Below are 26,972 nucleotides of genomic sequence, written 5' to 3' on the forward strand. Positions count from 1 at the left end.
CATATGAAAGTCCTTTCGGTTTCGTCCGAAGTCTTCCCTTTGATCAAGACAGGGGGGCTCGCCGATGTGGCGGGCGCCCTGCCCATCGCTCTCAAGCGGTACGGCGTCGAAACGAAAACCCTCATGCCCGGCTACCCCGCCGTCATGAAGGCCATTCGCGATCCCGTCGTCCGCCTGCAGTTCGATGATCTCCTGGGAGAGCCCGCGACGGTTCTGGAAGTGCAGCACGAGGGTCTCGATATCCTCGTGCTCGATGCCCCGGCTTATTACGATCGCCCGGGTGGCCCTTATCTGGACCAGACCGGCAAAGACTACACCGACAACTGGCGGCGCTTCGCCGCCCTGTCTCTGGCCGGCGCCGAGATCGCCGCCGGCCTGATGCCGGACTGGCGTCCCGATCTCGTACACGCCCATGACTGGCAGGCGGCGCTGACGCCCGTCTACATGCGCTACTATCCGACGCCCGAACTGCCGAGTGTCCTGACCGTTCACAATATCGCCTTCCAGGGCCAGTTCGGCGCAGAAGTCTTCCCCGGCCTCCGCCTGCCGCCGCATGCGTTCTCGACCGAGAGCATCGAGTATTACGGTCATCTCGGCTACCTGAAGGGCGGGCTGCAGACCGCCTGGGCGATCACCACGGTGAGCCCGTCCTATGCCGACGAAATCCTCACGCCGGAATTCGGCATGGGGCTCGAGGGCGTCATCGCCATCCGCCGCGATGCGCTGCACGGTATCGTCAACGGCATCGACGCCGACATCTGGAACCCCGCCACCGATCCCGTCGTCCACACCCACTATGGCCCGACGACGCTGAAGAACCGCGACGAGAACCGCAAGTCGATCGCCGAATTCTTCCGGCTGCATGACGACGGCGCGCCGATCTTCTGCATCATCAGCCGCCTCACCTGGCAAAAGGGCATGGATCTCATCGCCGCAACGGCAGACGAAATCGTCGCACTCGGCGGCAAGCTCGCGATTCTCGGTTCCGGCGATCCGGCGCTCGAAGGCTCGCTTCTGGCCGCCGCCGCCCGCCATCCCGGCCGCATCGGCATCTCGATCGGCTATAATGAGCCAATGTCGCATCTCATGCAGGCCGGTTGCGACGCCATCATCATTCCGTCGCGATTCGAGCCCTGCGGCCTGACGCAGCTCTACGGCCTGCGCTACGGCTGTGTGCCGATCGTTGCGCGCACAGGCGGCCTCAACGACACGGTAATCGATGCTAACCATGCCGCGCTTGCGGCTAAAGCTGCGACAGGAATACAGTTTTCTCCCGTCACGGCTGAGGGTATGCTACAGGCCATCCGCCGCGCGATGACACTCTATGCGGATCAAAAAGTCTGGACCCAACTGCAAAAGCAGGGCATGAAATCGGATGTCTCGTGGGAGAAGAGCGCCGAACGCTACGCTGCCCTGTATTCAAGCCTCGCCCCGAAAGGCAAGTGACAGAAAATGAACAAGTCCGTATCCACCACGCCCTTCCAGGATCAGAAACCCGGCACATCGGGTCTCCGCAAGAAGGTCCCGGTCTTCCAGCAGCCGAACTATGCTGAGAACTTCATCCAGTCGATCTTCGATTCGCTGGAGGGATACCAGGGCAAGAGCCTCGTCATCGGTGGTGACGGACGTTACTACAATCGCGAAGTCATCCAGAAGGCGATCAAGCTCGCTGCTGCCAATGGCTTCGGCAAAGTGATCGTTGGCAAGGGCGGCATTCTCTCGACACCTGCGGCGTCCCACATCATCCGCAAATACAAGGCTTTCGGCGGCATCATTCTCTCCGCCAGCCACAATCCCGGCGGTCCGACCGAAGACTTCGGCATCAAATACAACGTCAACAATGGTGGCCCGGCGCCCGAAAAGATCACTGACGCGATCTATGCCCGCACCAAGGTGATCGACAGCTACAAGATCGCCGACTTCGGCGACGTCAATATCGACCGCATCGGCAAGGAAGAGCTTCCGGGTGGCATGATTCTCTCGGTCATCGATTCGGTCGAAGACTATGCCGCGATGATGGAAGAGCTGTTCGATTTCGGCGCCATCCGCAATCTGATCAGCCTCGGTTTCCGGATCGCCTTCGATGCGATGAGCGCCGTCACCGGCCCCTACGCTAAGGAAATCTTCGAAAACCGTCTCGGCGCGCCGCTGGGCTCGGTCCGCAATTTCATGCCGCTGCCTGATTTCGGCGGCCACCATCCGGACCCGAACCCGGTTCACTGCAAGGAACTCTACGACGAGATGATGGGCGATGATGCGCCCGATTTCGGCGCAGCATCCGACGGCGACGGCGACCGCAACCTCATTGTCGGCCGCGGTATCTTCGTGACGCCATCAGACAGCCTGGCGATCCTCGCTGCCAACGCGCATCTGGCGCCCGGTTACTCCGGCGGCCTCGCCGGTATCGCCCGCTCGATGCCGACGTCGGGCGCGGCAGACCGCGTTGCCGAAAAGCGCGGCATCGGCATGTATGAAACGCCGACCGGCTGGAAGTTCTTCGGCAATCTTCTCGACGCAGGCATGGCGACGATCTGCGGCGAAGAGAGCGCCGGTACCGGTTCCAACCATGTTCGCGAAAAGGACGGCCTCTGGGCCGTGCTGCTCTGGCTGAACATACTCGCTGTGCGTGGTGAAAGCGTTCAGGACGTCGTCACCCAGCATTGGCAGACATACGGCCGCAACTACTATTCGCGCCACGACTATGAAGCCGTCGATACCGATGCCGCAAATGGCCTGATCGACAATCTGCGCATCCAACTTCCCACCTTGCCCGGCAAGGTCTTCGGCAGTCTGACGGCCGAAAAGGCCGACGATTTTGCTTATCACGATCCGGTCGATAAGTCGGTCAGCGAGCATCAGGGCATCCGTATCCTGTTCAAGGGCGGCTCCCGCGTCGTGTTCCGTCTCTCCGGCACTGGTACGTCTGGCGCAACCCTGCGCGTCTATATCGAGCGTTACGAGCCGGATTCGAGCCGGCACAACATCGAAACGCAGGAGGCGCTGGCCGACCTGATCGCCGCCGCGGAAGCCATCGCAGACATCCGCAAGCGCACGGGCCGGGACGCACCTTCCGTCATTACCTGACCGGGGGCACATGCGGGCGGACAACAGGGCAAAAGGTGGCGCCGTTCTTTTCGAGACCGGCGTCGAGTTCACAGTCTGGTCGCAACATGCCGCAGAGATCCAGCTCTGCCTCTTCGACAAGAGCGGCAATAAGCAGGTCGCGCGCCTGCCGATGGCGCGTGAGGATGGCTACATCCACCGCCTCTTCGTAGATAATCTGAAGGAAGGCGCACGCTACGGGCTGCGCGCTGATGGCATCTACGCGCCTGACAACGGCCTGTGGTTCGACCCGTCGAAGCTGCTCGTCGATCCCTACGCCAAGGAGCTCGACCGTCCGTTCCGACATGATCCGCGCCTCGGCACCTTTGGTGAAGAGACCCAGGACTTGATGCCCAAGGCGATCGTCACCCGCGATCAGAAGGCAAAGCTTGGAAAACCGCTTTTCCGTCCCGGCGGCTTCATCTATGAAGTCGCGGTCAAGCCCTTCACCATGCTTCATCCGGATGTGCCTGAGAAACAACGCGGCACCGTTGCCGCCCTCGCTCACCCGTCCATTATTGCGCATCTCAAGCGGATCGGCGTCGATGCGGTCGAGCTGATGCCGATCACCGCCTGGATCGACGAACGCCACCTGCCGCCGCTCGGACTGACCAACGGCTGGGGCTACAATCCCGTTGCCTTCATGGCGCTTGATCCCCGCCTCTGCCCCGGCGGCATGGCCGAGCTGCGCGATACTGTCGCCAAGCTGCATGCCGAAGGCATCGCCGTCATCCTCGATCTCGTTTTCAATCACACCGGCGAAAGCGACCGCTACGGCACGACGCTGTCGATGCGCGGGCTCGACAACCTCTCCTTCTACCGCCACCTGCCGGGCCGCCCGGGCGAGCTCGTCAACGATACTGGAACCGGCAACACAGTCGCCTGCGATCACCCCTATATCCGCCAGCTGATCATCGACAGCCTCAGGCATTTCGTTCTCGGCGCTGCCATCGATGGCTTCCGCTTCGATCTCGCTCCCGTGCTCGGCCGCACTGCCTCCGGCTTCGAAGGTCACGGTGAGACACTGTCGGCGATCCTAGCCGACGACGTGCTCGCTGATCGCGTCATGATCGCCGAGCCCTGGGATATCGGTCCCGGCGGCTATCAGCTCGGCAATTTCCCCGGCGCCTTCCTTGAGTGGAACGACCACGTCCGCGACGATATCCGTTGCTACTGGCGTGGCGACGACTGGAAGACCGGGCCACTGGCAACCGCACTTGCAGGCTCCTCCGACATCTTCGGCCGCGACGGCCGTCAGACGACCCGCAGCGTCAATTTCCTCGCCGCCCATGACGGCTTCACGCTGAAAGACCTCGTCTCGTATAACGGCAAGCACAACGAGGCAAACGGCGAGGACAATCGCGACGGCCACAATGAGAACCATTCCTGGAACAACGGCGTCGAAGGCGAGACGAAATATCCAGACATTATCGCAAGGCGCCGTGCCGACCTGATGGCGCTGATTGCAACGCTGTTCGCCAGCCGCGGCAGCATCATGCTGACGGCCGGCGACGAGGGCGGCCGCAGCCAGCGCGGCAACAACAACGCCTACTGCCAGGACAACGAGATCACCTGGGTGGATTGGAAAACGCTCGATGACGAGTTGATCGCCCACACTGCCTTTGTCTCCGCGATCAGGAAGCGTTTCCCGGTCTTTTCCGAAAACGGCTTCTTCACCGGCAATGGTGACGTCGCCTGGTTGTCTCCTTCAGGCCAGCCGATGACCACAGGGGAATGGGAGACACCCAACCTCTCTTCTTTCGGCATGATGGTTGCGACCCGAGACGGCACCGCGCGAAAGACCACCCGGCTTTCCGTGCTGTTCAACCGTGCAAGCGCACCCGTATCGTTCACACTTCCGGCTGGGGCCGCATGGCGCGAACTGACGCGTTCCGGCAGCAAAAAAGTCGATCAGACGGTATCGCTTCCGGCTCGTAGCGCTATGTTCTATCTGGAAAATTGAGCTGGCCGGTCATCAGGCGCGAATCCTTGTCGCAACCGTCACAAAGGCGCGATAAGGCTTGATGCTCGCGGCTGTTTTGACGAGGATTGTATGGGTAAGGAAATTGCGCTCGCCGACGTGAAAGGTCTCGTCGGCACCAAGACCGGGATCTCCGATTGGATCACGGTCGATCAGACGATGATCGATGCCTTTGCCGGCGCCACCAACGACCACCAGTTCATCCACACCGATCCCGAACGCGCGGCCGCCGAAAGCCCTTACGGCGGAACGATCGCCCATGGCTTCCTGACACTGTCGCTGCTCTCGGCGATGAACTTCGACGCTCTGCCGAAGATCCGCGAACAGACGATGGGCATCAACTACGGCTTCGACAAGATCCGCTTCATGTCACCGGTGAAGACCGGCGCGCGCATCCGCGGCCATTTCACCCTCGCCGACGCCCGCCTGCGTGGCGCAGCGATGATGATGACGACCTATGAAGTATCGGTCGAAATCGAAAACGAGAAGAAACCGGCGCTGACGGCCAACTGGATTACCATTGCTCAGTTCGACCCGAAGGACCGGCCGGCGGCATGAGACTGACGCGGTTCTTAATCCGCTGAATTCAATACGGCTTCCAAATGATGGCCATCAGGGTCGACGATAAAGGCTGCATAGTAATGCTCGCCATAGTCGGGTCTGAGGCCAGGGCGTCCATTGTCGCTGCCTCCGTTAGCCAAGGCCGCCGCGTGAAATAGCGCGACGGCGTTGCGATCGGGTGCTGCAACCGCCAGGTGGAAGCCCGGACCGGGAGGACGCTGCCGTTCAGAGACATGCTTCAGCGCCAGCTTGTCGCCACCACCCGGCACACCGTAGCCAACTGCCTGCCCGGCCTCCCCCGGCCGGAAATCTTCCCAAACCCGAACGTAGCCGAGCGGCTGAAGAACAGCATCATAAAATGCCGCCGAACGTTCGACGTCCGAAACGCCGAGGGAGATATGATGCAGCATCGGCAATCCGCCCTAGTGCCCGGCGTCCTCGGCACCTTCGCTGAGAAGACCGAAGACAAAGGTCGCGAAGGAGCGCCAGCATTCGACGCGGAACGTATCGTCTTCCGTGCGGAAGAGGATGATTTCGGCCTTGCCGAAGATCGTGCGCGAGCAGGCTCCAACAGGGAAGGTTGCGAGTGACAGGTCCTGAGGGCAGCCGGAGGCGAGAGCCAGTTCCGCACCCGGACCCGAGACGATGATACCGACATTGCGGTGCGAGACGTCGGTTGCCGAATGCATCTCAGAGACACCGGACAGAGCGGCCATCAGGTCGGCACCGCTTTCGTCGATGACCAGCCATTCGTCCGGGCCGATCCACAGCACCGAGCGTCCACCGGAACGGCCGGATGTCTTCGGCACGTTCGGGATGGTCACGCCAAGAGCTGCCGACAGCGCCTGAAGCGAAGCCTGCGGTGCCCGCAGCGCCACCCGCGTTGCGGGTGCCGCCGAGGTCAACCGGACGGCCGAGGAGCCGCCATGACGGCCAGCGAGAACGGATCTACGAATTGCGGTCTCAGCCATTGATCCGGCCTCCTTCCTTGTCAAAGAACACCATATCCGTCACCTCGACGGCAATGGTCTTGTCGGGCATCGGTATGTAGAGCGTCTCGCCCATCCGCGCCCTGCCGCCGGCAACGAGCGCGAAGGCGATCGAGCGGCCGCAATTTTCAGACCAGTAGGACGAGGTGACATGCCCGAGCATCGTCATCGGCTTCGGCTCGTTCGGATTGGCAACGACCTGCGCACCTTCCTCGAGAACCACGTTCGGATCCTTTGTCACGAGACCGACCAGCTGCTTGCGGCCTTCCTTCGTCAGGTCGATGCGCTTCAGGCCGCGGATGCCGACGAAATCGGTCTTCTTCTTGGAAACCGCCCAGGAAAGACCGGCATCGTCAGGTGTGACAGTGCCGTCGGTGTCCTGGCCGACGATGATGTAGCCCTTCTCGGCGCGCAGCACGTGCATGGTTTCCGTACCGTAGGCGCAGGCGCCGAACGGCTCTGCATTGGCCCAGACGGCTTCGAGCACGGCCTGACCGTAATCGGCAGGAACGTTGATTTCGAAACCAGCCTCACCGGTGAACGAAACGCGGAACAGACGTGCCGGAACGCCCATGACCTTGCACTCGGCAACGCTCATATGCGGGAAGGCTTCGTTGGAGATATCGACGCCCTCGACGAGCGGAGTGATGATCTCGCGTGCCTTCGGGCCCTGAACCGCAATGACCGCCCACTGTTCGGTGACCGAGGTCAGCCAGACGTTCAGATGCGGGAATTCCGTCTGCAGGTAGTCTTCCATATGGTTGAGAACGCGCGGCGCACCACCCGTCGTCGTCGTCACATGGAAGCGATCCTCGCTCAGGCGGCCGACGACGCCGTCGTCGTAAACGAAACCGTCTTCGCGGGTCATGATGCCATAGCGGCACTTGCCGGGCTTCAGCGTATCCCAGGCGTTGGTATACATCAGATTCATAAACTGGGCGGCATCGGGGCCGACAACCTCAATCTTGCCGAGGGTCGAAGCGTCGAATACGCCCGCGACTTCACGCGCCGTCCTGCACTCACGCGAAACGGCCTGATGCATGGTCTCGCCCGCACGCGGATAGAACCAGGCGCGCTTCCAGTTGCCGACATCCTCGAACACCGCACCCTGCGCCTCTTCCCACTGGTGCAGCGGCGTCTTGCGCGTCGGGTCGAACAGCTCGCCGCGCGAATGCGCGATCAGCGTACCGTAGGTGACCGGCGTATAGGGCGCGCGGAAGGTGGTGAGGCCGACCTGCGGGATATCCTTGCCCAGCATTTCGGCGGCGATCGCCAGGCCGTGCATGTTGGACAGCTTGCCCTGGTCGGATGCCATGCCATTCGTCGTGAAGCGCTTGATGTGCTCGATCGAATGCATGCCTTCGCGAACGGCAAGGCGGATGTCCTTGGCGCAGACGTCGTGCTGGAAATCGATGAAGGCCTTGGCACTGGTATCGGGGCCGGCACCTTCAGCGGCGCCGATCATGCCGCCGGTCCACTGGAAAGCCTGCTCAGCAGCGATGCTGATCTTGCCGCTGCCCTGCTTGCCGGATGCCTGCGCCATCAGTTCACCGGCGGCAAGCGATTCTTCGATCGTCTGCTGCAGATCGTCGGTGCCGTTGCAGGCGCCGACTGAGAGGCATTCCTGCGCATAGGTCCCCGGCAGGAACCGCTCGGTCTCCACGTCGAACTTCACCTTGCCGCGAGACTGCGAGAACAGATGCACCGAGGGCGTCCAGCCGGCGGACACCAGCAGCGCGTCGATGGCGATCTTGCGCGGCGAGCTGCCGCCATTGCGGGCAACGGTCATTGAGGAGACGCGCAGCTTGCCGGCGGTATCGAGCACCGCATGGCCTGCCAGAACCTCGATGCCGAGCGAACGGGCTTCGGCCAGAACCGCGGCACCCGGCTGCGGGCGGCAATCGACGATCGCCGCGATCGCGACACCGGCGCGCTTCAGATCGAAGGCAGCCTCATAGGCCGAGTCATGCGCGGTATAGACGCCGACCTTCGCACCGATGGCCACGCCGTACTGGTTGAGGTACATGCGCGCGGCAGATGCCAGCATGATGCCCGGGCGGTCGTTGTTCGGGAACACCATGTGGCGCTCGATCGCACCATTGGCGAGGATAACCCGCTTGGCACGCACCTGCCAGAGGCGCTCGCGCGGCAATTCGCGGCCGGGGTTGGAAACGTGGTCGGTAACGCGCTCGGCAAGCGCCACGAAATTGTGGTTGTAGTAGCCGAAGGCCGTCGTACGGGTCAGCACCTGGACATTGTCCATCGCCCGGAGCTTGGCAGCCGTCTGCTGCGCCCAGGTATAGCCATCGACGCCATCGATCTTGACGCCGCTGTCATAACGCAGCGCGCCGCCGACATCCGCCTGCTCGTCGCAGAGGATGACGTTTGCGCCAGCTTCGGCCGCAGCGAGAGCTGCCGAAAGACCGGCAACGCCGGCACCGGCAACCAGCACGTCGCAATGCGCGTAGCGGCTGGCATAGTGATCGGGATCGGCTTCGGCCGGCGCGACGCCTAGACCCGCGGCCCGGCGGATCATCGGCTCGTAGACATGTTTCCAGGCAGCCTTCGGCCACATGAAGGTCTTGTAGTAGAAGCCGGCCGCGAAGAACGGCGACATCAAATTGTTGACGCCGCCGATATCGAAGGCGAGCGACGGGAAACGGTTCTGCGACTTGACGATCATACCGTCGAAGACTTCCTGAACCGTTGCGCGGACGTTCGGCTGCTTGCGGGCACTGTCACGCGCAACGTCGATCAGCGCATTCGGCTCTTCCGCACCGGCAGACAGGATGCCGCGCGGACGGTGGTACTTGAAGGAACGGCCGACCAGATGCACGCCATTGGCAATCAGCGCCGAAGCGACGGTGTCGCCCTCAAGCGCCGTGTAGCTCTTGCCGTCGAAGGTGAAGCGGGCGGTCTTGGCAGGCGTCAGACGCCCCTTGCCTGCAATACGGTTCGCGCCGCTCATTTCGCGTCTCCCTCTCGGTTGTCTTCGACAACCACGGCTTCATAGGTTTCGACGGGGGCGTGCGGAACGGCGGCAGCGCCGATCTCAGGCTTCGGCTCGCCTGCCTTGTACGTCTTGATGAATTTGTCGCTGATCGTGTCGCGCGCCGCATTGAAGAAGCGGCCACAGCCGTTCATGTGCCGCCAGCGCTCGAAGATCAGCCCCTTCGGATTGTTGCGCAGGAAGAAATACTCTTCGAACGCCTCGTCGGAGATCGACGCGATATCGGTTGGGCGGGCGATATGCGCATCGCCGGCGCCGCGGAATTCGAGCTCGGAGCGCTCTTCCTGACAGTAAGGGCAGTAGATCAGTAGCATGTGATACCTGTCTTAGAGTTCCGATCCGGAAACGATGGTTCCGGGAGGTTGATTGCAAAGCCGCCTGCCAAGCGCGACATAGGGGCCGATCCGTTTGAGCAGCTGCTCGAAATTCTCATAGGGCTTCAACACATCCGTTATGCCGATATTCGCGAAAGCCATTCCGTATAAGTCCGTATCGATCACGTAGGCCCTGTCTTTCGAGCCGCCCTCCGACGGCAGGAAATAGACGGCCGGCTGGTGGAAAACGAAGGCGCAGGCCAGCATTCCGCTATCCGCCACAAAGGGCCAGTCCTTTTCGCCCCCTGCCCGCTCGATCTTCTGAAGCCGGAAATCCCCGGTTTCCGGCACGACATTGCCAGCAGGCACCGCCCCCATGACAAGTCCCGCCGAAAGAAGGACTTCCGCAATCATCAGTGCGCCACGGCGGCAGCCGCTGCCTCGTCAATGAGGCGGCCGGTCCGGAAGCGGTCAAGCGTCAGCCCGGCATTGAACTTGTGCGCCTCGTCGCGAGCAATAAGATGCGCAAAGAGGTTCGCCGAACCCGGCGTCGCCTTGAAGCCGCCCGTACCCCAGCCGCAGTTGACGTAGAGCCCCGGTACCGGCGTCTTCGACTGGATCGCCGAACGATCCGGCGTGTTGTCGACGATACCGCCCCACTGCCGCATCATCTTGACGCGGCGGAACATCGGGAAGAGTTCGCATATGGCGTCCAGTGTATGGGTGATGATCTGCAGGCCGCCGGTTTGCGAGTAGGAATTGTACTGGTCCGTACCGGCACCAATGACCAGCTCACCCTTGTCCGACTGCGAAATATAGGCATGCACGGTGTTCGACATGACGACGCAGGGGAAGATCGGCTTCAACGGCTCGGAAACCAACGCCTGAAGCGGGCTGGACTGCAGGGGAACGCGGACATCCGCCATGTTCATGACGACGGTCGAGTGACCGGCAGCGGAAACGCCGATCTTCTTCGCGCCGATATAGCCCTTGGTGGTCTCGACACCGGCGACACGGCCATCCGGGCCGCGGCGGATGCCGGTGACTTCGCAATTCTGGATGATGTGGACGCCGCGATCGGAAGCGGCGCGTGCGTAACCCCAGGCAACCGCATCGTGACGCGCAGTACCGCCGCGGCGCTGCAGGGCGGCGCCGTTGATCGGGTAGCGGGCGCTCGCCGAAATATCGAGCGGCGGGCAATAGGCCTTCGCCTGCTCCGGCGTCAGCCATTCATTATCGATGCCGTAGAGGCGGTTCGCATGGATGTGCCGCTTGAAGGACTGCTGGTCGTGAACATTGTGCGAGAGCATCATCACGCCGCGCGGCGAATACATCACATTGTAGTTGAGGTCCTGGGAGAGGTTCTCCCAGAGCTTCATCGAATGCTCGTAGATATGCATGCTCTCTTCATAGAGATAGTTCGAGCGGATGATGGTCGTGTTGCGGCCGGTATTGCCGCCGCCGAGCCAGCCCTTCTCGAGCACCGCGACATTGGTAATGCCGTGCTCCTTGGCAAGGTAATAGGCGGCACCAAGACCATGACCGCCACCGCCGACGATGATGACGTCGTATTCCGCGCGCGGTTCAGGCGAAGTCCACTGCTTCTCCCAACCCTTGTGGGCTCGGAGGGCTTCTCTCGCAACGGCAAAGACCGAGTATTTCCGCATCCGCCATCATCTCCTTAGGGACAGGCATTCTTCTTCGTGGCCATACAAATCGCAAATCCAAAAGCGGCACAACGTTTCTTTTGCGACGCGGAACGGCTTTTGTTTGACATGCGCAAGATCGTGCCGCGTGCCTGACACCATCCGGTTCCGCGTAAATGCAGTCCCTGCCTGGGGTTAACCCAAGAGGGCAGGCAGACCGCGCGGTGAAGCACATGCTAATATCCATATATGTGAGGGATATTTCATGTGGTTTTTGCGATGTGCCGCAATTGCGGCACTCGGTTTTACGTCATTGATCCCGGTAACGGCCGCGGCGGCGGAAGCCGTGGGCGAAGCTGTGGAGATCAAGACCGCAGTGACCGGCGAACAGGGGCCACTCGAAGTCAACTCCGCCGTCTATCGCGACGATCGCATCCGCACCTCGCAATCGGGCCTGGGGCAGTTCGTCTTCCGCGACGGAACGAAACTTGCTGTCGGCTGGGGCTCATCCGTCGTCATCGACCGCTATGTCTTCGACGACAGCGATTCCGTGAAGCGTCTTAGTATCAAGGCTGCAAAGGGCACGTTCCGCTGGATCAGCGGCAGCTCCAAGTCCTCGGCCTACCAGATCCTAACCCCTGCCGGAACAATCGGCGTCAGGGGCACCGCCTTCGATTTCTTCGTCGGTCCGGATGGCACGACGGCCGTCGTGCTTCTGAACGGCGCGGCGCAATTCTGCGGACCTGGCGGCTGCCGGCAGCTGACGCGGCGCTGCGACTGCGTGATCGCCGACCGCAGCGGCGGCATGACCGACGTTAAGCATGTCGATCGCAGCGTGCTGCAGACGCTCGGCACCAATCGCGCCCTTCCGTTTCTGTCCGGCAGTCAGCGTCTCTCGGGCATGCTCGGCACCAGCTGCGGCATGAGCGCCGCATTGCAGGACCGGCGCGACCCGGTGGCCCCCGCTCCCCGCCTGGCCCCGCCGCCACCGCCTCCGCCGGTTCCACCGGAGAAACCGTCAAAACCGGATAAGCCTCACAAGCCCCATAAGCCGGACAAGCCGGACAAGCCGGATAGGCCCCACAAACCGGACAAGCCTGACAAACCGCACCGGCCGGACAGACCCGACAGACCGGATCGGCCAGATCGGCCAGACAGACCTGATAGACCTGATAGACCTGATAGACCGGATCGACCGGATCGACCGGATAGCCCGGGTGGTCACGATCACGGCGGCGATGATCACGGCCATGGCCGCGGACACGGTACCCGCGACCACGATGGCGATCGCGGTGACAGGGGCGGCAATCGGGACGGAAGGGATCGCGGCAACTGGAGCCGCGGCCGTTAGGATTGGATGATCTGCCGTTTATGCGGCGCCGGTGGCGCATCACGGAAATGATCGGCACGGCGGGCGAGCTTGCGGTAGAAATCCGGCAGATGCGGCGACACGGCCCTGGCTTTCAACCTGATCGCGCCGGCGATCCGCCGGAGCGCTGGCGAGCGGCTCCGCAACGCCGAGAGCAGTTCCGCATGCAGCAGACGCAATTCGGTGAAGTCGGCCGACCCGGCTAGCGTCGGGCCGCCGACGACGGCGAAGAGTTCGGTCCGCGTGCTTTTCCCCTTCAGCCCCACCGCGCCAGCCTCCAGCAGCGCCATCTCGCGCTGACGCTTGGCGGTTTCCTCCGAAATCAGAATGTCGAAACCGACCTCCTTGCAGGAGGATTCGATACGCGCCGCGACATTGACCGCGTCGCCGACGGCCGAATAGTTGAAACGCGTTTCCGCCCCCATGTTGCCGACGCAGGCGACACCGGTGTGGATGCCGATGCCGATGCCAACTTTCTGATCCGGGCCGAAACCGAAGGCATCGTCGGCGTTCAGCCGGGCGAGCGTCTCGCGCATCGCCAGCGCTGCACGCACCGCCTTCGCCTCGTGATCGGCCACATCGACGGGCGCATTCCAGAAGGCCATGATCGAATCGCCAATGAACTTGTCGAGCGTGCCTTCGTTTGCGATCACGTGGTGGCTCAAGGCATCGAGCAGCGTATTCAGAAAGTGGACAACAGCGGTTGGTGGAAGCCGCTCGCTGATCTCGGTGAAGTCGCGGACATCCACGAACATCACGGTCAACTCCCGGTCGTCGCCACCGAGGCGCAGCGCATCACGCGTGTGCTCTATTCTATAAAGCAGCGACGGCGAGAGATAATGACCGAAGGCGCGTCGCACCTCCCGCCTCTCCCGGTCGATGACGAGAATACGGAACGATGTCGCCGCGAAATGCGTGATCGAGCCGCCGAGGATTGGCGCCAGCGGATCAAGCAGCAGGCCGAGCGCCGAGAAGCAGAACCAGGACGCGACCAGCGCCAGCGCCGTGATCGCCAGCCCGCAGGCGAGCGCAACGGCCGGGCTGACGAAGGTGGTTATGAATACCAGCAGCGTCCCGAGTACGGCGATCGCCAGGATCTCCAACCCATCGGCCCAATCCGGCCGCGACAGGAAGTGACCAGAGAGGATCTGCTCCACCGTCTGCGCATGCAGCGATACGCCGGGCACATTTTCGCCGAGTGCCGTGGTGCGGATATCCTGCAGGCCGGCAGCAGATGTGCCGATGAAGAGAATGCTGCCGTTGATCGCCTCGGCGACGGCGGCTGGCGGCCCGGTGCCATCGAGAATCAGCCGCGCAGAGATATAGCGTTCCGCCCGGTCGGGCGTGACGTAAAGCCAGAGTTCGCCTGCGGCCGTCACCGGTACGACGAAATCACCGATCTTCGCCGAGGTCATCACCCCGGCAACCCCGGGAGCGCCGGCCAGCACATAGGTCGATGCGCCCTGAGCCACCCGCAACGCTTCCATGGCGAGATTGGGATAGAACTGGCTACCATCACTGAGGAACAGCGGGACGGCCCTTACCACCGGCGAAGGATTGCCGGGATTGAGGCTGATGTGCCCGATCCCGGCGGCATTCTTCTCCAGCCCCGGCCGAAGCGGCGTTGCCGCCGCAAGATGCGGAAGTGCCGCCGCCGGATCTTCACCGGTAAAGGCAAAACCAGCCTTTACCGGCGGACGGTAGTCACCTTCGTTGGAAAGACCGAAGCCGAGCACGACAGGCCTGGAAGCGATCGAATCGGCGAAGATCTGGTCGTTGTCGGGCAGTTTCGCGATCACGGCCGGGTCAATACCTTCGGCGTCCGCGGCGATCGCCCGCGGTGAAAGCCGGTCCGGCTCGGCAAACAGCATGTCGAAAGCGATCGCTGCGGCACCCATTTCGGAAAGACGCTCGACCAGATGCGCGAGCCGGTCGCGCGGCCAGGGCCATTGCCCGAACTCCTTGAGCGACGCCTCGTCGATATCGATCACGTGCACAGGCACCGGCTTGAATGGCCGCGGCGCGATCCGCTGATACTCATCGAAAGTGACATCCCGCGCCTGCCGCAGCAGCGAAGGGTCGCCCGCCCGAAGGGCCGTCAGCGCCGCGACGATCAACAGACCGATGAGAACGCCGATTTGCTGCGTACGCGTCATGAACATGCAGCGCTCTTGAGATGGAGCCACGCGGCGGCAGCGAATTTACGACGCTTTCGCATCAATGGCCACTCGCCCTTATGGATGGGTAGGCGGCGCACCTGGCGGCTCTATCCGCCATTTTTTCCACACCAGTCCACATCCCGGCTGGACTTCCAGAAAGCGATCTGATATCCCGCATCACCAATCGCAAGGCTCTCGCCGCGCGAACGTTATGTTTTTGCCTCTGGCGCTGCGTCGCCTCATGGCGCAACCAAAACCAAAGGAACGTGATTCTCGTGCAGGTACTCGTCCGCGATAACAATGTTGACCAGGCTCTCCGCGCTCTCAAGAAGAAGATGCAGCGCGAAGGTATTTTCCGCGAAATGAAGATGCGCGATTACTACGAAAAGCCGTCGCAGAAGCGCGCTCGCGAAAAGGCTGAAGCCGTTCGCCGCGTTCGCAAGCTGGCTCGCAAGCGGGCACAGCGCGAAGGTCTGGTTGCACGCTAAGGCGTGTCCGTCGTTATTTCGACGTTTTCAGATGCATGTTGGCGGGGGCGATTGGTGTCGCCGCCGCCTTTTTAATTTGCCGCTGAAGATCGCATGTCCGTTCGCCCTCGGACATGACGCATGGGGAAAGCGCACGAATGGCTGATTTCTTGTTCTCTTCGTCCCGGTCCTTGCGCGCGCCCAAGGCGCCGCTTCTGCCGATGTTGGCGGTTCTTGCCGCGGTCGGCCTTGCCGGCTGCCAGACCGAAAACACCTCCGATGCCGTTATCCGCATCGACAAGGCCCAGGGCTCGGAAGGGAACATCGCCTCGTTGACTTCGGTCATCAACGCCAATCCACGCGATCCGGAAGGCTACAACGTCCGTGGTTCGGCCTATGGCCGCGCCGGCCAGTTCAAGGCTGCGCTGAACGACTTCAACACGGCCCTGCAGATCAACCCGCGCTTCTTCCAGGCCTATGCCAACCGCGCGCTTGTTTATCGCAACATGGGCCAGCAGCAGCAGGCGATCGGCGACTACAATGCCGCCCTGCAGATCAACCCGAATTACGACGTCGCCTATATCGGCCGCGGCAATGTCTACCGCCAGGCAGGCCAGGACGACCCGGCTTTCAACGACTTCTCGAAGGCGATCCAGCTCGGCACCACCGACGGGCGTGCTTATCACAATCGCGGCCTGATCTTCCAGAAGCGCAATCAGCAGGACAAGGCAATCGACGACTTCTCGAAGGCGATCTCGCTTTCTCCGAATTCGCCCGAGCCGTATAACGGCCGCGGTATCTCGTATATCGCGCTGAACGACGACGATAACGCTTTCGCCGATTTCAACCACGCGATCGAACTCAACGGCAACGTTGCCGAATCCTGGGCCAACCAGGCGCTGGTCTACGAACGCCGCGGCGACAAGGACAAGGCGATGCGCAGCTATCGCCACGCCGTCGGCCTCGACCCGAAATACCAGCCGGCGCGAGACGGCATGGCCCGGCTCGGCGCTCCCAGCAGCAACGGCTGATCCTGAAGCATTGGAGACGGCACCATGGCGGCGAAACAGCATGTGATCGTCGCCGGTGCCGGCATCATCGGCGCCTCCATCGCCTGGCACCTCACCCGCGACGGCGCCGACGTCACCGTGATCGCCGAAGACACCGGCGGTGTTGCAACACCCAATTCCTTCGCCTGGATCAATGCCAGCTGGGGCAATCCCGAATTCTATTTCCGCTTCCGCCGCCGCTCGATGACAGAGTGGAAGCGTCTGGCCACCGAACTACCCGGCCTGCCGCTCTCCTGGTGTGGCGGCATATGCTGGGATCTGCCTGAAGACGAGCTGCTCGCCTATGAGACCCAGCATGCGCAGTGGGGCTATGGCATCGAGCGAATCGGCAAAGCCGGGATCGCCGCGCGCGAACCCTTCCTGACACAGCTGCCCGAGACCGCGCTCAGCATCGCCGAAGAAGGCGCCGTCGAGCCGGTCGCGGCCGCCCGCCTGATGCTGGCTGATGCCGGGGCGCGCGGCGCAAAATTCGTCACCGCCGCCGTGCGCGGCCTCCTGCGGCGCGGTGAAGGCATTGCCGGCGTCGTCACGTCGACAGGCATCGTTGAGGCCGACCACGTGGTTTTGGCCGCCGGAGCAGGCGCTGTCCCGATTGCAGCTTCGGCGGGGATCACGCTGCCGATCGATGCACCTGCAGGATTGATCGTTCATTCCCGGCCATTCGAAAAGCGCCTGACCGGCTTGGTCATCGCGCCCGAGCTCCACATGCGCCAGACCGCCGAGGGCCGCATTATCGCCGGCAGCGACTTCGGCGGCAGCGAGCCCGGCGCGGATCACAAATCGACCGCCGCCACATTGTTCGCCAAGGTGAAGGCCAATCTCGCAAGCAGCGAGAACCTGACCATGGAACTCTTCACCGTCGGCTACCGCCCGACGCCAAAGGATGGTTTTCCGATCATCGGCAACGGCGGCTGCCCGGGGCTCTACGTGGCCGTGATGCATTCGGGCGTAACCTTGGCACCGCTTGCCGGGCTGCTGGCAGCAAGCGAAATTCTCACAGGCGAGACCGAAAGCGACCTTGAACCGTTCCGCCTGGCGCGTTTTGCGTGAGCGTTGGTACGAAATGCGACAAAGCCGTCACCTTCATTTAGGAGGTTGCAACCCCATCCCCCACCCCCTAACATGACCCTGCATCGATAGCAGGCTATCGGGAATCAGAACGCGTTCAGGGCGATGGCGGCAATGCAGTTTTCTGCTTTCCTATCTGTTGGAAAAAGTTCCGGATTCCGTGTGTGCCGGCTAGGTGGAAGAGCCTGCCGATGAGCCTGCGTTCCCGCATGTTTCCAAAGGCCACGATCGGCACCTACCTGGTTGCGATGGCCGTCGCCATCGCCGTGCCGATCTTCGCCTTCGTGACGCTTCTGCTGCTGCAGCTGGAGGACAACCAGCGCGACACGCTGCGCCGCGAGACGGCGCAGGATGCGCTCGCCCTCTCCCGCTCCGTCGACCGGCAATTGCAGGATATGGCCACCACGCTCCGCCTGCTCGCCACCTCGCCGGAGCTTGAGCACAATGACTACGCATCCTTCCACCAGCGCACCGAAACGGCGCTGCGCGGCGATACGCTTTATGTCATCGCCACCGACAAGGACGGCCAGCAGCTGCTGAATACCCGCCGCGATTTTGGCACGCAGCTCGGCAAGATGAGCAATCTCACGGCGCTCAAATACGCCATGGATAGCGGCCGGATCGAGGCCTCCAACGTTTTCCAGGGCAGCACCAGCGGCGAGTGGGTCTACAACGTCACCATGCCGGTCCAAACCGGCAACGCAGCGGCGCTGATCATCACCCAGAACGCCAAGGACCTGGCGAAGATGCTGCAGCCGGAAGGCCTTGCGGCCGGATGGTCGGCAGCCGTCATCGACCAGTCCGGGCACGTCGTCGCCTCGGGCGGGCCCTTCGCCATCGAACCAGGCACCGCCTTTGACCCGCGTATCCTGCCTTCGCTCATCGCGTCCCGCGGCGTCTTCGAGGACCGCAAGATCCTGCCCGACCAGTTGCTCGGCTACGCGCAGATCCCCGGCTGGTCATGGAAGACGGTAATCTGGGGGCCGATTTCCACAGCGCAGGCATCCATCCTGACGACCTGGCGCTTTCTGATCATCGGCGGCATTGCCCTCCTCGCCGTCGCCGTTTTCGCCGCCTATGCCGTGGCCCGTCAGGTGCGCACGACAATCCGCGATATCGCCGAGATGGCAAACCGCATGGGCGAGGGCCACATCGTCGCGCCGATCGATACCAGCGTCGTCGAGGCCAACCAGGTGGCCGTCGCGCTGTCCAACGCCTCCTTCGATCGCAGCCAGACCGAGGACCGGCTGCATTTCGTCATGAACGAACTGGTTCATCGCACCAAGAACCTGCTGACGCTGGCCCAGGCGATGATGCGCCAGCTTGCGAAGCAGGCCGACAGCGTCGAGGGTTTCCAGGCAGCAGTTGCCGAGCGGTTGGATGGCTTGGTGCGGTCGATCGAGCTCCTGACCAGCGAACAATGGGCCGGCGCCTCGCTGCGGCGGGTGGTGGATATCCATCTCGACGCCTTCCCGCAGGCCGTCGAGCAAATCGAAATCGTTGGCAAGGACTTCATGCTGAAGCCCGAGGCAGTCCAGAATCTCGGCCTGACGCTGCATGAGCTGGCGACCAACTCCGTGAAATACGGCGCCCTGTCGATCCCCGAGGGACGCGTGACCTTCTCCTGGGAGGAGGTCGAAGTGGAAAACCAGACGGAACCGATGCTGCGGTTCATCTGGCGGGAACTGAGCGGACCGGCGGTGAAAGTGCCGGAGCGCTCCGGATTCGGCACGACGGTCATCAAGATGCATGCCGCAGCGGCCTTCCGCGGCACCGTTCAGGTCGATTACCTGGCGGAAGGCCTGCTCTGGGTGCTGACGGCGACCCGCAGCACGCTGGCCCGCGATTAGAGCCGGCGGGAACAATCAAAAGCGCCGCCCGTTTCGAACAGGTCATCCAAAGGAGAAGGACCATGTTCAAGCAAACGATGATCGCAGCCGCCGCGCTGACCGCTGCAGCCTGCGCCACACCGGCGGCAGCTGCAGACTATGTCAGCCTCGGGCGCCTCGTCTGCGGTTCGGACGGTGGTCAGGGTCTCATCATCAAGTCCGAGAAGAACCTTATCTGCACCTACACGCCGGCAGGCGGCGGTGCGAAGGCCGTCTACGCAGGCAAGATCGAAAAATACGGCATCGATATAGGCCAGACCGGCAAGAGCGTGATGATCTGGCAGGTGCTGGCCAAGACAGGCACTGACTTCCCGCAATTCGCGCTTGCCGGCGAATATTACGGCGTCGGCGCCGATGCCAGCTTCGGCGCTGGGGCCGGCGCCAAGGTGATTGCCGGCGGCACAAACCAATCCTTCATGCTGCAGCCGTTGAACATTCAGGCCCAAGAGGGGCTCAATCTCGCTGTCGGTGTGGAGAAAATGACGCTGGCGCCCGCTGCGACCTGATCAAGGGTTCAGCGGCGAGGAAAAGGCCTGCCGCGGCAGGCCTTTTCTGTGCCTAGGCCACAAAAGCAAAGAGCCCGGCGAAACCGGGCTCTTTCCGCACAGTAGCGTTCAAACCAATCAATGACCGATCGACTTGTTGATCTCTTCGGTGACCTTCTTAGCATCGCCGAGCAGCATCATGGTGCCATCCTTGTAGAACAGCGTGTTGTCGATGCCGGCATAGCCGGAGCCGAGCGAGCGCTTGACGAAGATGCAGGTCTTAGCCTTGTCGACGTCGAGGATCGGCATGCCGTAGATCGGCGAGGTCTTGTCGTCGCGCGCAGCCGGGTTGGTAACGTCGTTGGCGCCGATGACATAGGCAACGTCTGCCTGCGCGAATTCCGAATTGATGTCCTCGAGTTCGAAGACCTCGTCATAGGGAACATTGGCCTCGGCCAGCAGCACGTTCATATGGCCGGGCATGCGGCCCGCCACCGGATGGATCGCGTACTTCACCTCGACACCGGCCTTCTTGAGATTGTCGGCAAGCTCGCGCAGCGCATGCTGGGCCTGTGCCACCGCCATGCCGTAGCCCGGCACGATGATCACCTTCGAGGCATTGGCCATCAGATAGGCGGCATCCTCGGCTGAGCCGAGCTTGACCGTCTTGTCGGAATTGTCCGCCGCGCCGCCCGATGTCTCGCCGCCGAAGCCGCCGAGAATGACCGAGACGAAGGAGCGGTTCATGCCCTTGCACATGATGTAGGAGAGGATCGCACCCGACGAGCCGACCAGCGCGCCGGTGATGATCAGCGCCAGATTGCCGAGCGTGAAGCCGATGCCGGCTGCCGCCCAGCCCGAATAGGAATTGAGCATCGAGACGACGACGGGCATGTCGGCGCCGCCGATCGGCACGATCAGCAGCACGCCGAGCGCCAGCGCCAGCACGATGATCGCCCAGAAGTCGAAATGGCTTTCGGTGACGGCAAGGCCGATGATGAAGAAGACGATCAGCACCAGCAGAGCGGCGTTGATGACGTGGCGGAACGGCAGCATGATCGGCTTGCCGGACATCCGCCCGTCGAGCTTCAGGAAGGCGATGATCGAGCCGGTGAAGGTCAGCGCGCCAATGGCCGCACCGATCGCCATCTCGACACGCGCTTCGGTATGGATCGAGCCGATATCGCCGATGCCGAATGAGAGCGGCGTATAGAGCGCCGATGCTGCAACGAGCACGGCGGCAAGGCCGACCAGCGAGTGGAAGCCGGCAACCAGCTGCGGCATCGAGGTCATCGGAATGACGCGGGCGATATAGGCGCCGGCACCGCCGCCGATCGCCAGGCCGAGCACGATCAGCACGAAGCCGATGAAGGACGGCGTTGCCAGCACCAGCGTCGTGAGGATGGCGATCCCCATGCCGATCATTCCGTAGAGATTGCCCTTGCGGCTGGTGGCGGGATGGGACAGACCGCGGAGCGCCAGGATGAACAGCACGCCGGAGACGAGGTAGAGGAAAGCTGCGATATTGGTCATGCGTCCGGCCTCACTTGTCCTTCTTGCGGTACATCGCCAGCATGCGCTGCGTGACGAGGAAGCCGCCGAAGATATTGACCGAGACGAGAACCAGCGCGACGAAGCCGAAGCCGGTTGCCAGACCGCTGGCCGAGATGCCGACCGCGAGCAGTGCGCCGACGACGATGACCGAGGAGATGGCATTGGTCACTGCCATCAGCGGCGTATGCAGCGCCGGCGTCACCGACCAGACGACGTAGTAGCCGACGAAGATCGCCAGCACGAAGATCGCCAGCTGGAAGACGAAAGGATCGATCGCCCCGCCTGTCGCCGCACTGGCGACTTCAGGCGCGTGCGCCGCAGCCGTTGCCACCGCCGTGACGGCCTGGTCGAGCTGCTCGAGGGCCTTGTCCATTGCTTCACTGGCCATCAGTTATCCCCCTTCTTGGCGCCGCCGAATGCCGGATGCACGACATCGCCGGCATAAGTCAGCATCGTCGCCTTGATCAGCTCGTCGTCGAGATTGATGACCACCGTCTTCGTGTCCTTGTTGACCATGGTCTCCAGGAACGTCAGGAGGTTCTTGGCATAGAGCGCCGAAGCGCTGGCCGCGACACGGCCTGCCATGTTGGCATAGCCGATGACCTTGACGCCTTCGACCTCGGCCACCTGATCGGCCACCGCACCCTCGATATTGCCGCCACGTTCGACCGCGAGATCGACGGCGATGGCGCCGGGCTTCATCGCCTTCAGCATCTCGCGCGTCACGAGGCGCGGCGCCGGGCGGCCGGGGATCAGCGCCGTGGTGATGACGATGTCCTGCTTGGTGATATGCTCGGCAACCAGTGCCGCCTGCTTCGCCTGATAGGCTTTCGACATTTCCTTGGCATAGCCACCAGCCGTTTCGGCGGCCTTGAACTCGTCGTCCTCGACGGCGATGAACTTGGCGCCGAGCGAGGCGACCTGCTCCTTGGCGGCCGGGCGAACGTCGGTGGCCGAAACCGCGGCACCCAGACGGCGCGCAGTGGCGATCGCCTGCAGGCCGGCAACACCGGCGCCCATGACGAAGACCTTGGCGGCCGGCACCGTGCCTGCCGCCGTCATCATCATCGGCATCGCCCGGTCATAGACCGCCGCTGCCTCGATGACCGCCTGATAACCGGCGAGATTGGCCTGAGAGGAGAGCACGTCCATCGACTGGGCGCGGGTGATGCGCGGCATCAGTTCCATGGCGAAGGCGGAAAGACCGGCACTTGCCATGCCGGCAATCGCCTCGTCATGGCCGTAGGGATCCATGATGGCGATGACGACAGCACCGCTCTTGTATCCGGCAATCTCCGCCGCAGCCGGGCGGCGCACCTTCAGGACAACGTCGGCCGAAGCGGCATCGGCAGCCGTGCCGATTCTGGCACCGGCAGCCTCGAATTCCCCGTCCGGGATACGCGACAGGCCACCCGCCCCCGCCTCGACGATCACGTCGAAGCCGAGGCCCTTCATCTTCTTGACGGTCTCGGGTGACGCAGATACGCGCGTCTCCAAGTCCGCCGCTTCACGCGCGACGAATACGATAGTGCCCAACTGCCCCCTCCTCCGGGTCAGCCAGACCGCCGCGGGTCTCCCCGCTTATGGCCAAGCGTCAGAAAATCTTTGGAAAATCGCCCCTCCCTGCCGCGATCAACGCAGCAGGACCAGACCGGCGACGAGAATGATAAGGAAAACCAGGATGCCGCCGAGTAGGCCGCCGCCGGTGAAGAAACCAGCCGTCATACCGAGCAGCAGGGCGACGAGGAACATCGTGCCGTACTTTGCGGCAGCGATGAACGTATTGTACGTGGCCTCATGTTCCTTGTAGTCCATCGGCGCGCCAACTTCGACGGGTCCGGTGTGATGTTCGGCCATGAATATCGTCTCCCTCAAATGCCCGGTCCGCACAGTGCGGCAGACCGCCTGAATGCCATGATCAGCAGCGCTTGCAACGGATCAATCCCTGTTCAGGGCTTACACAAAGCTTCGGGAAAGCGCAATGCATGACAATGCCACATGCAGTACGCGGAAACGGCTTTCTTGCGCCATAGCCTCAGAGCGGCAGATCGGTGCCAAGCTCGCCCTCGGGCACGAAGCGCGCCGTTGGGATGATGGTCAGTGCCGGCGGTCCCTGATCCGCGACCCGGCCGAACATCATGCGCTGCTCGCTGGCGCTCGACATGAAGAACGGATAGCGCGTCAGCAGCTTGCGTCCGACTTCGAGCACATTGGTTGCCATCAGCGTCAGGTCGAAGCCGTAGATATCGGCCATCCGCGACGCGACGACGGTATCGGCGTAGAAAACCCGCTTGTAGAAGGCAGCATGGGCCGGGCGCACATGCTGCAATACGCGGTCGGCGCGGAAATGCGCAGCCGCAACGATGTTCGGGCGCAGTGTCAGATAAGGCAGCCAGGGAAGCTCAGCGGCCGCTTCGGGGTCGGCCGCAAACCGGGCCGGATCGATCAGCGTCATTCCGGCATCGAGAAAGGCATCCATTTCGCCGGGAAAGATGCCGCCCGACTGCGAAACGCGATGATCGGGCGTCACGTGATGGATGCGGATCGTGCTGACCAGTTCTTCATAATAGTACAGCCCGAAGACATAGGCCTGACGGTCGAAATCGACGTCATCGATCAGCGTGGTGGCCGCGACCGGCAGCACTTCGCGCGCCTTATAGGCCCGGAAGCGCAAGCGCTCCACATCTTCCATATCCTCGGTGCTTTCAATGCGCCGGTACTCGACGTGGTCGAGTATTTCCATCAGCTTCCTGCTGAAATCGCTGGTCGTCGAAAAACCGTCTGCCATCGTGCTCACCGCTTGTTAACGGATCATTAAGCATACCGCCCGTTCTCGCGCAATGATTGCAGACAATGTTAATCACATTTGAATCGTTAAGGTTAACGGCCGCCGCGGTTATGGTCGCTATACCCCTGAATTCTGAGGGGAAATCAGGCGGCGCCGGTCTTGCGGCGCGCTGCTGGACGCAGATTCGCGGAAAGAATGCCGATGTTCTGCGATGGAACAGGCTGCGAGAAGACGTAGCCCTGGATCAGATCGGCGCTGCGCTGCTTGTTGAGGATGGCAAGCTGATCTGCCGTCTCGACACCCTCGACAACGATCTTCAAACCAAGCTCGCGCGCCAGATTGACCGTGCCACGCAGCAGCTTCAGCCTGCGGGTATCCTGCACGATGTTGCGCACGAAGGAACGGTCGATCTTGACGATATCGAGCGGCAGCGTGTCGAGATAGCTGAGGCTGGAGAACCCGGTGCCGAAATCGTCGATGGCGATGGTGATGCCGCGCGAGCGCAGTTCCGCAAGGATGGCGCGCACCGCCGCCGGCTCGTCGATCAGGCAGCTTTCGGTCACTTCCAGATGCAGGCGCGCGGGTGGCAGACCGGTTCGCGACAGCGCCTCGGAGACCAGCGAGAGAATATCGTTGTCACGCAGGTCACGCGCCGAAAGGTTGACGGAGACGGCGATATGCTCCGGCCAGGTCATGCAGTCGGCGCAGGCGCGCAGCAGGATGAAGCGGGTGATATCGGAGATGATGCCCATCTCCTCGGCAAGCCGGATGAACACATCGGGCGGGATCGAACCCCGTTCGGGATGCACCCAGCGCGCCAGCGCCTCGGCGCATTCGATCCGCGTTCCGTCGGTCTTGTACATCGGCTGGTAGACGGCGTTCAACGCGCCCGCCACGACGGCATCGCGAAGATCGGCCTTCAGCTTCTGCTGCTCGACATAGCGGCCATCCATCTCGTGTTCGAAACCTGCGATACCGCCGCGTCCACGCGACTTGCTCTCGAACAGCGCCAGATCGGCCTTGATGCTCCATTCGTCCATTGCGAACGCATTGCCTTCCAGCACCGCATAACCGGCGCTGAGCGAGATGAGGAAAGTCACCTCGTCGGCCTCGTAGTGCCCCTGGATCGCGGCATGCATGCCCCGCATTTCGCCTTCGAGCGCGTCCCGGCTCTTGGCATGCGGGAAGAAGATCACGAACTGGTCGCCCATCAGGCGCCCGACGATCGCGCTCCCGGCCTTCTCCTTCACCCGTTCGGCGATGGCACAGAGCAGCTTGTCGCCAGTGATGTGGCCGCGCATGTCGTTGACATGCTTGAACTCGTCGATATCGATGACCATGAAGCCAAGCGGGCCTTTGCGGCGCGGATGGCGGCCAAGATAATCCTGGACGAGTTGGCCGAAATATTCGCGGTTCGGCAGGCCACTCAACGCATCGAAGCGGACCATGTGCAGGATCTTCTGCTCCGCCTTCACTCTGCTCGACACATCCTCGAAGATCAGCACCGCGCCGCCATCGACCCGGCGCTTGGCAGAGAACTCCAGCGACAGGTCCTCGGGCAAGTGGATCAGCACCCGCGACATGCTGCCTTCCGCCACCTGCGACAGCTGGCGCAGAATGAGATCGGGCTGCGAGGAATCCATGAAACTGTAGCGGGCGCCATAGCGCAGCACCGCACCGAGATCCCGATCCTTCAGTCTGTCAGGGTCGCCGATCTTCAGGAGCTCACAGGCCTTGCGGTTGATCACCTGGATCCGGTTGCCGGGATCGACCATCACAAGGCCATGCGGCATGTTATTGAGCGCCGTATCGAACCGGTCGGCAATCAGCGAGATCTGCCGGTGGGCGATGACATTTTCGTAGAGAAACTCGCGCACACCGTTTGCCATCGCCCGCGTCGTCAGGCCGAAAGGAATGAGGAAGGCCGAGAGGATAGCGCGGTAGAAATCCAGCGCCATCAGGCTGCAGACGATCATCGGCAGGCAACAGGCAAGCGTTTGCAGGTCGATCGCCCGCTGAGAACCATAGTTGCGCCCGACCACCGATACCATCGACGCCATCGTCACGGCGATACACGCGAGTTCGGCGAAAGGCTCCTTGAGGATGAAAATGGCGTAGCCGCTGCCGATGCCGAGAATGGCGGCAGTCGAGGTCGCTCCGGCGACGTAGATCGTCTCCCAGCGCTCGATATCGGCACGGGTCAGCGATTGCTTGTCCAGCTTGTCGAACTGGCGGAAGCTGAACATGCGTCCGGCGAAAATGATGAGAAATGCGAGCGCCAGCAGATAATAGAGCGGGGCATCGGCTTTTGCCGCCACTGCGGCGAAAGCGACAGCATGAACCACGACACCGGCCACAAGCGTCATGCGGTTCCCGAAGAGGGAACTCACGAACGACAGGTACACATCCTTCGGGACCCGGTTCGGGTTATGTGGCTTCATCCATATTTTCCCTGTGCGCGGGCACGATACTCAGAACCCTTTAAAATTTGATTGCATGAACCCTATGTATTTGGCTGGT

General features: G+C 62.4%; 23 protein-coding genes. 10 read left to right on the top strand and 13 right to left on the bottom strand.

All coding sequences use genetic code 11. The annotated features are described in order from the left end of the window. The first annotated feature begins 3 nt into the window (after nt 1-3). The 4 genes from glgA (at nt 4) to AC1DNK_RS09825 (ending at nt 5,641) form a co-directional block, all read left to right on the top strand. Nucleotides 4-1,446 (top strand): glycogen synthase GlgA, encoded by a 1,443-nt coding sequence (gene glgA / locus AC1DNK_RS09810; RefSeq protein WP_477940708.1) that lies wholly within the window; start codon nt 4-6, stop codon nt 1,444-1,446. A 6-nt stretch (nt 1,447-1,452) separates the two neighbouring features. Further along, the gene (locus tag AC1DNK_RS09815; protein ID WP_477940710.1) at nt 1,453-3,084 is read left to right on the top strand and encodes an alpha-D-glucose phosphate-specific phosphoglucomutase; all 1,632 of its coding nucleotides are present in this window, start codon (nt 1,453-1,455) and stop codon (nt 3,082-3,084) included. Between the two features lie 10 nt (nt 3,085-3,094). Then, the gene (gene glgX, locus AC1DNK_RS09820; protein WP_477940712.1) at nt 3,095-5,065 is read left to right on the top strand and encodes a glycogen debranching protein GlgX; all 1,971 of its coding nucleotides are present in this window, start codon (nt 3,095-3,097) and stop codon (nt 5,063-5,065) included. Between the two features lie 90 nt (nt 5,066-5,155). Beyond that, nucleotides 5,156-5,641: a MaoC family dehydratase gene (locus AC1DNK_RS09825; protein ID WP_112385570.1), complete on the top strand. Its 486-nt coding sequence runs from the start codon at nt 5,156-5,158 to the stop codon at nt 5,639-5,641. A 14-nt stretch (nt 5,642-5,655) separates the two neighbouring features. Here the strand turns inward: AC1DNK_RS09825 and AC1DNK_RS09830 are convergent, their stop codons facing one another. The 6 genes from AC1DNK_RS09830 to AC1DNK_RS09855 are packed head-to-tail and all read right to left on the bottom strand — an operon-like array spanning nt 5,656 to nt 11,624. Further along, complete coding sequence (locus AC1DNK_RS09830; RefSeq protein ID WP_477940714.1) at nt 5,656-6,054, bottom strand: VOC family protein; 399 nt, start codon at nt 6,052-6,054, stop codon at nt 5,656-5,658. A gap of 12 nt (nt 6,055-6,066) precedes the next feature. After that, complete coding sequence (locus AC1DNK_RS09835; protein WP_477940716.1) at nt 6,067-6,615, bottom strand: sarcosine oxidase subunit gamma; 549 nt, start codon at nt 6,613-6,615, stop codon at nt 6,067-6,069. Beyond that, on the bottom strand, nt 6,608-9,601 hold the full coding sequence (locus AC1DNK_RS09840; protein ID WP_477940718.1) for a sarcosine oxidase subunit alpha: 2,994 nt from the start codon (nt 9,599-9,601) through the stop codon (nt 6,608-6,610). The genes AC1DNK_RS09835 and AC1DNK_RS09840 overlap by 8 nt, the downstream gene beginning before the upstream one ends. After that, the gene (locus AC1DNK_RS09845) at nt 9,598-9,957 is read right to left on the bottom strand and encodes a sarcosine oxidase subunit delta (protein ID WP_112385574.1); all 360 of its coding nucleotides are present in this window, start codon (nt 9,955-9,957) and stop codon (nt 9,598-9,600) included. Before AC1DNK_RS09845 ends, AC1DNK_RS09840 begins: the two co-directional genes overlap by 4 nt. Before the next feature lie 12 nt (nt 9,958-9,969). Next, the gene (locus AC1DNK_RS09850) at nt 9,970-10,371 is read right to left on the bottom strand and encodes a hypothetical protein (RefSeq protein ID WP_112385575.1); all 402 of its coding nucleotides are present in this window, start codon (nt 10,369-10,371) and stop codon (nt 9,970-9,972) included. Further along, complete coding sequence (locus AC1DNK_RS09855; protein WP_477940720.1) at nt 10,371-11,624, bottom strand: sarcosine oxidase subunit beta family protein; 1,254 nt, start codon at nt 11,622-11,624, stop codon at nt 10,371-10,373. The genes AC1DNK_RS09850 and AC1DNK_RS09855 overlap by 1 nt, the downstream gene beginning before the upstream one ends. A 244-nt stretch (nt 11,625-11,868) precedes the next feature. On the opposite strand from AC1DNK_RS09855, the gene AC1DNK_RS09860 reads away from it, so the two are divergent. Continuing rightward, complete coding sequence (locus tag AC1DNK_RS09860; protein WP_477940722.1) at nt 11,869-12,954, top strand: FecR family protein; 1,086 nt, start codon at nt 11,869-11,871, stop codon at nt 12,952-12,954. Here AC1DNK_RS09860 and AC1DNK_RS09865 read toward each other — a convergent pair. Beyond that, nucleotides 12,951-15,128, bottom strand: coding sequence for a CHASE2 domain-containing protein (locus AC1DNK_RS09865; RefSeq protein WP_477940934.1), 2,178 nt, complete (start codon nt 15,126-15,128; stop codon nt 12,951-12,953). The genes AC1DNK_RS09860 and AC1DNK_RS09865 overlap by 4 nt on opposite strands. 278 nt (nt 15,129-15,406) lie before the next feature. Here AC1DNK_RS09865 and rpsU point away from each other — a divergent pair, with 278 nt between their 5' ends. The 5 genes from rpsU to AC1DNK_RS09890 all read left to right on the top strand — a co-directional run bounded on the left by rpsU (nt 15,407) and on the right by AC1DNK_RS09890 (nt 20,131). Continuing rightward, complete coding sequence (gene rpsU / locus AC1DNK_RS09870; RefSeq protein WP_003585885.1) at nt 15,407-15,619, top strand: 30S ribosomal protein S21; 213 nt, start codon at nt 15,407-15,409, stop codon at nt 15,617-15,619. A gap of 137 nt (nt 15,620-15,756) precedes the next feature. Continuing rightward, complete coding sequence (locus tag AC1DNK_RS09875; protein ID WP_112385578.1) at nt 15,757-16,629, top strand: tetratricopeptide repeat protein; 873 nt, start codon at nt 15,757-15,759, stop codon at nt 16,627-16,629. A gap of 24 nt (nt 16,630-16,653) precedes the next feature. Beyond that, nucleotides 16,654-17,718 (top strand): NAD(P)/FAD-dependent oxidoreductase, encoded by a 1,065-nt coding sequence (locus AC1DNK_RS09880; protein ID WP_477940724.1) that lies wholly within the window; start codon nt 16,654-16,656, stop codon nt 17,716-17,718. Between the two features lie 209 nt (nt 17,719-17,927). Next, on the top strand, nt 17,928-19,586 hold the full coding sequence (locus AC1DNK_RS09885; protein ID WP_477940726.1) for a sensor histidine kinase: 1,659 nt from the start codon (nt 17,928-17,930) through the stop codon (nt 19,584-19,586). Nucleotides 19,587-19,648: 62 nt separating this feature from the next. After that, nucleotides 19,649-20,131 (top strand): DUF992 domain-containing protein, encoded by a 483-nt coding sequence (locus AC1DNK_RS09890; RefSeq protein ID WP_112516811.1) that lies wholly within the window; start codon nt 19,649-19,651, stop codon nt 20,129-20,131. A gap of 117 nt (nt 20,132-20,248) precedes the next feature. On the opposite strand, the gene AC1DNK_RS09895 is transcribed toward AC1DNK_RS09890, so the two are convergent. The 6 genes from AC1DNK_RS09895 to AC1DNK_RS09920 all read right to left on the bottom strand — a co-directional run bounded on the left by AC1DNK_RS09895 (nt 20,249) and on the right by AC1DNK_RS09920 (nt 26,893). Beyond that, nucleotides 20,249-21,643 carry an NAD(P)(+) transhydrogenase (Re/Si-specific) subunit beta gene (locus tag AC1DNK_RS09895; protein ID WP_477940728.1) on the bottom strand — a complete coding sequence of 465 codons (1,395 nt, stop codon included), beginning with the start codon at nt 21,641-21,643 and terminating at the stop codon, nt 20,249-20,251. Nucleotides 21,644-21,653: 10 nt separating this feature from the next. Further along, complete coding sequence (locus AC1DNK_RS09900; RefSeq protein WP_112385583.1) at nt 21,654-22,052, bottom strand: proton-translocating transhydrogenase family protein; 399 nt, start codon at nt 22,050-22,052, stop codon at nt 21,654-21,656. Further along, on the bottom strand, nt 22,052-23,200 hold the full coding sequence (locus AC1DNK_RS09905) for a Re/Si-specific NAD(P)(+) transhydrogenase subunit alpha (protein ID WP_477940731.1): 1,149 nt from the start codon (nt 23,198-23,200) through the stop codon (nt 22,052-22,054). The genes AC1DNK_RS09900 and AC1DNK_RS09905 overlap by 1 nt, the downstream gene beginning before the upstream one ends. Nucleotides 23,201-23,296: 96 nt before the next feature. Next, entirely contained in the window at nt 23,297-23,521 is a 225-nt protein-coding gene (locus AC1DNK_RS09910) for an aa3-type cytochrome c oxidase subunit IV (RefSeq protein ID WP_112385585.1), read from the bottom strand. A gap of 178 nt (nt 23,522-23,699) precedes the next feature. After that, the gene (locus tag AC1DNK_RS09915; protein WP_112385586.1) at nt 23,700-24,452 is read right to left on the bottom strand and encodes an N-acyl amino acid synthase FeeM domain-containing protein; all 753 of its coding nucleotides are present in this window, start codon (nt 24,450-24,452) and stop codon (nt 23,700-23,702) included. A 143-nt stretch (nt 24,453-24,595) separates the two neighbouring features. Next, entirely contained in the window at nt 24,596-26,893 is a 2,298-nt protein-coding gene (locus tag AC1DNK_RS09920; protein WP_477940733.1) for a putative bifunctional diguanylate cyclase/phosphodiesterase, read from the bottom strand. Nucleotides 26,894-26,972 lie beyond the last annotated feature (79 nt).

The sequence above is a fragment of the Rhizobium sp. 01N424 genome (assembly GCF_056399485.1).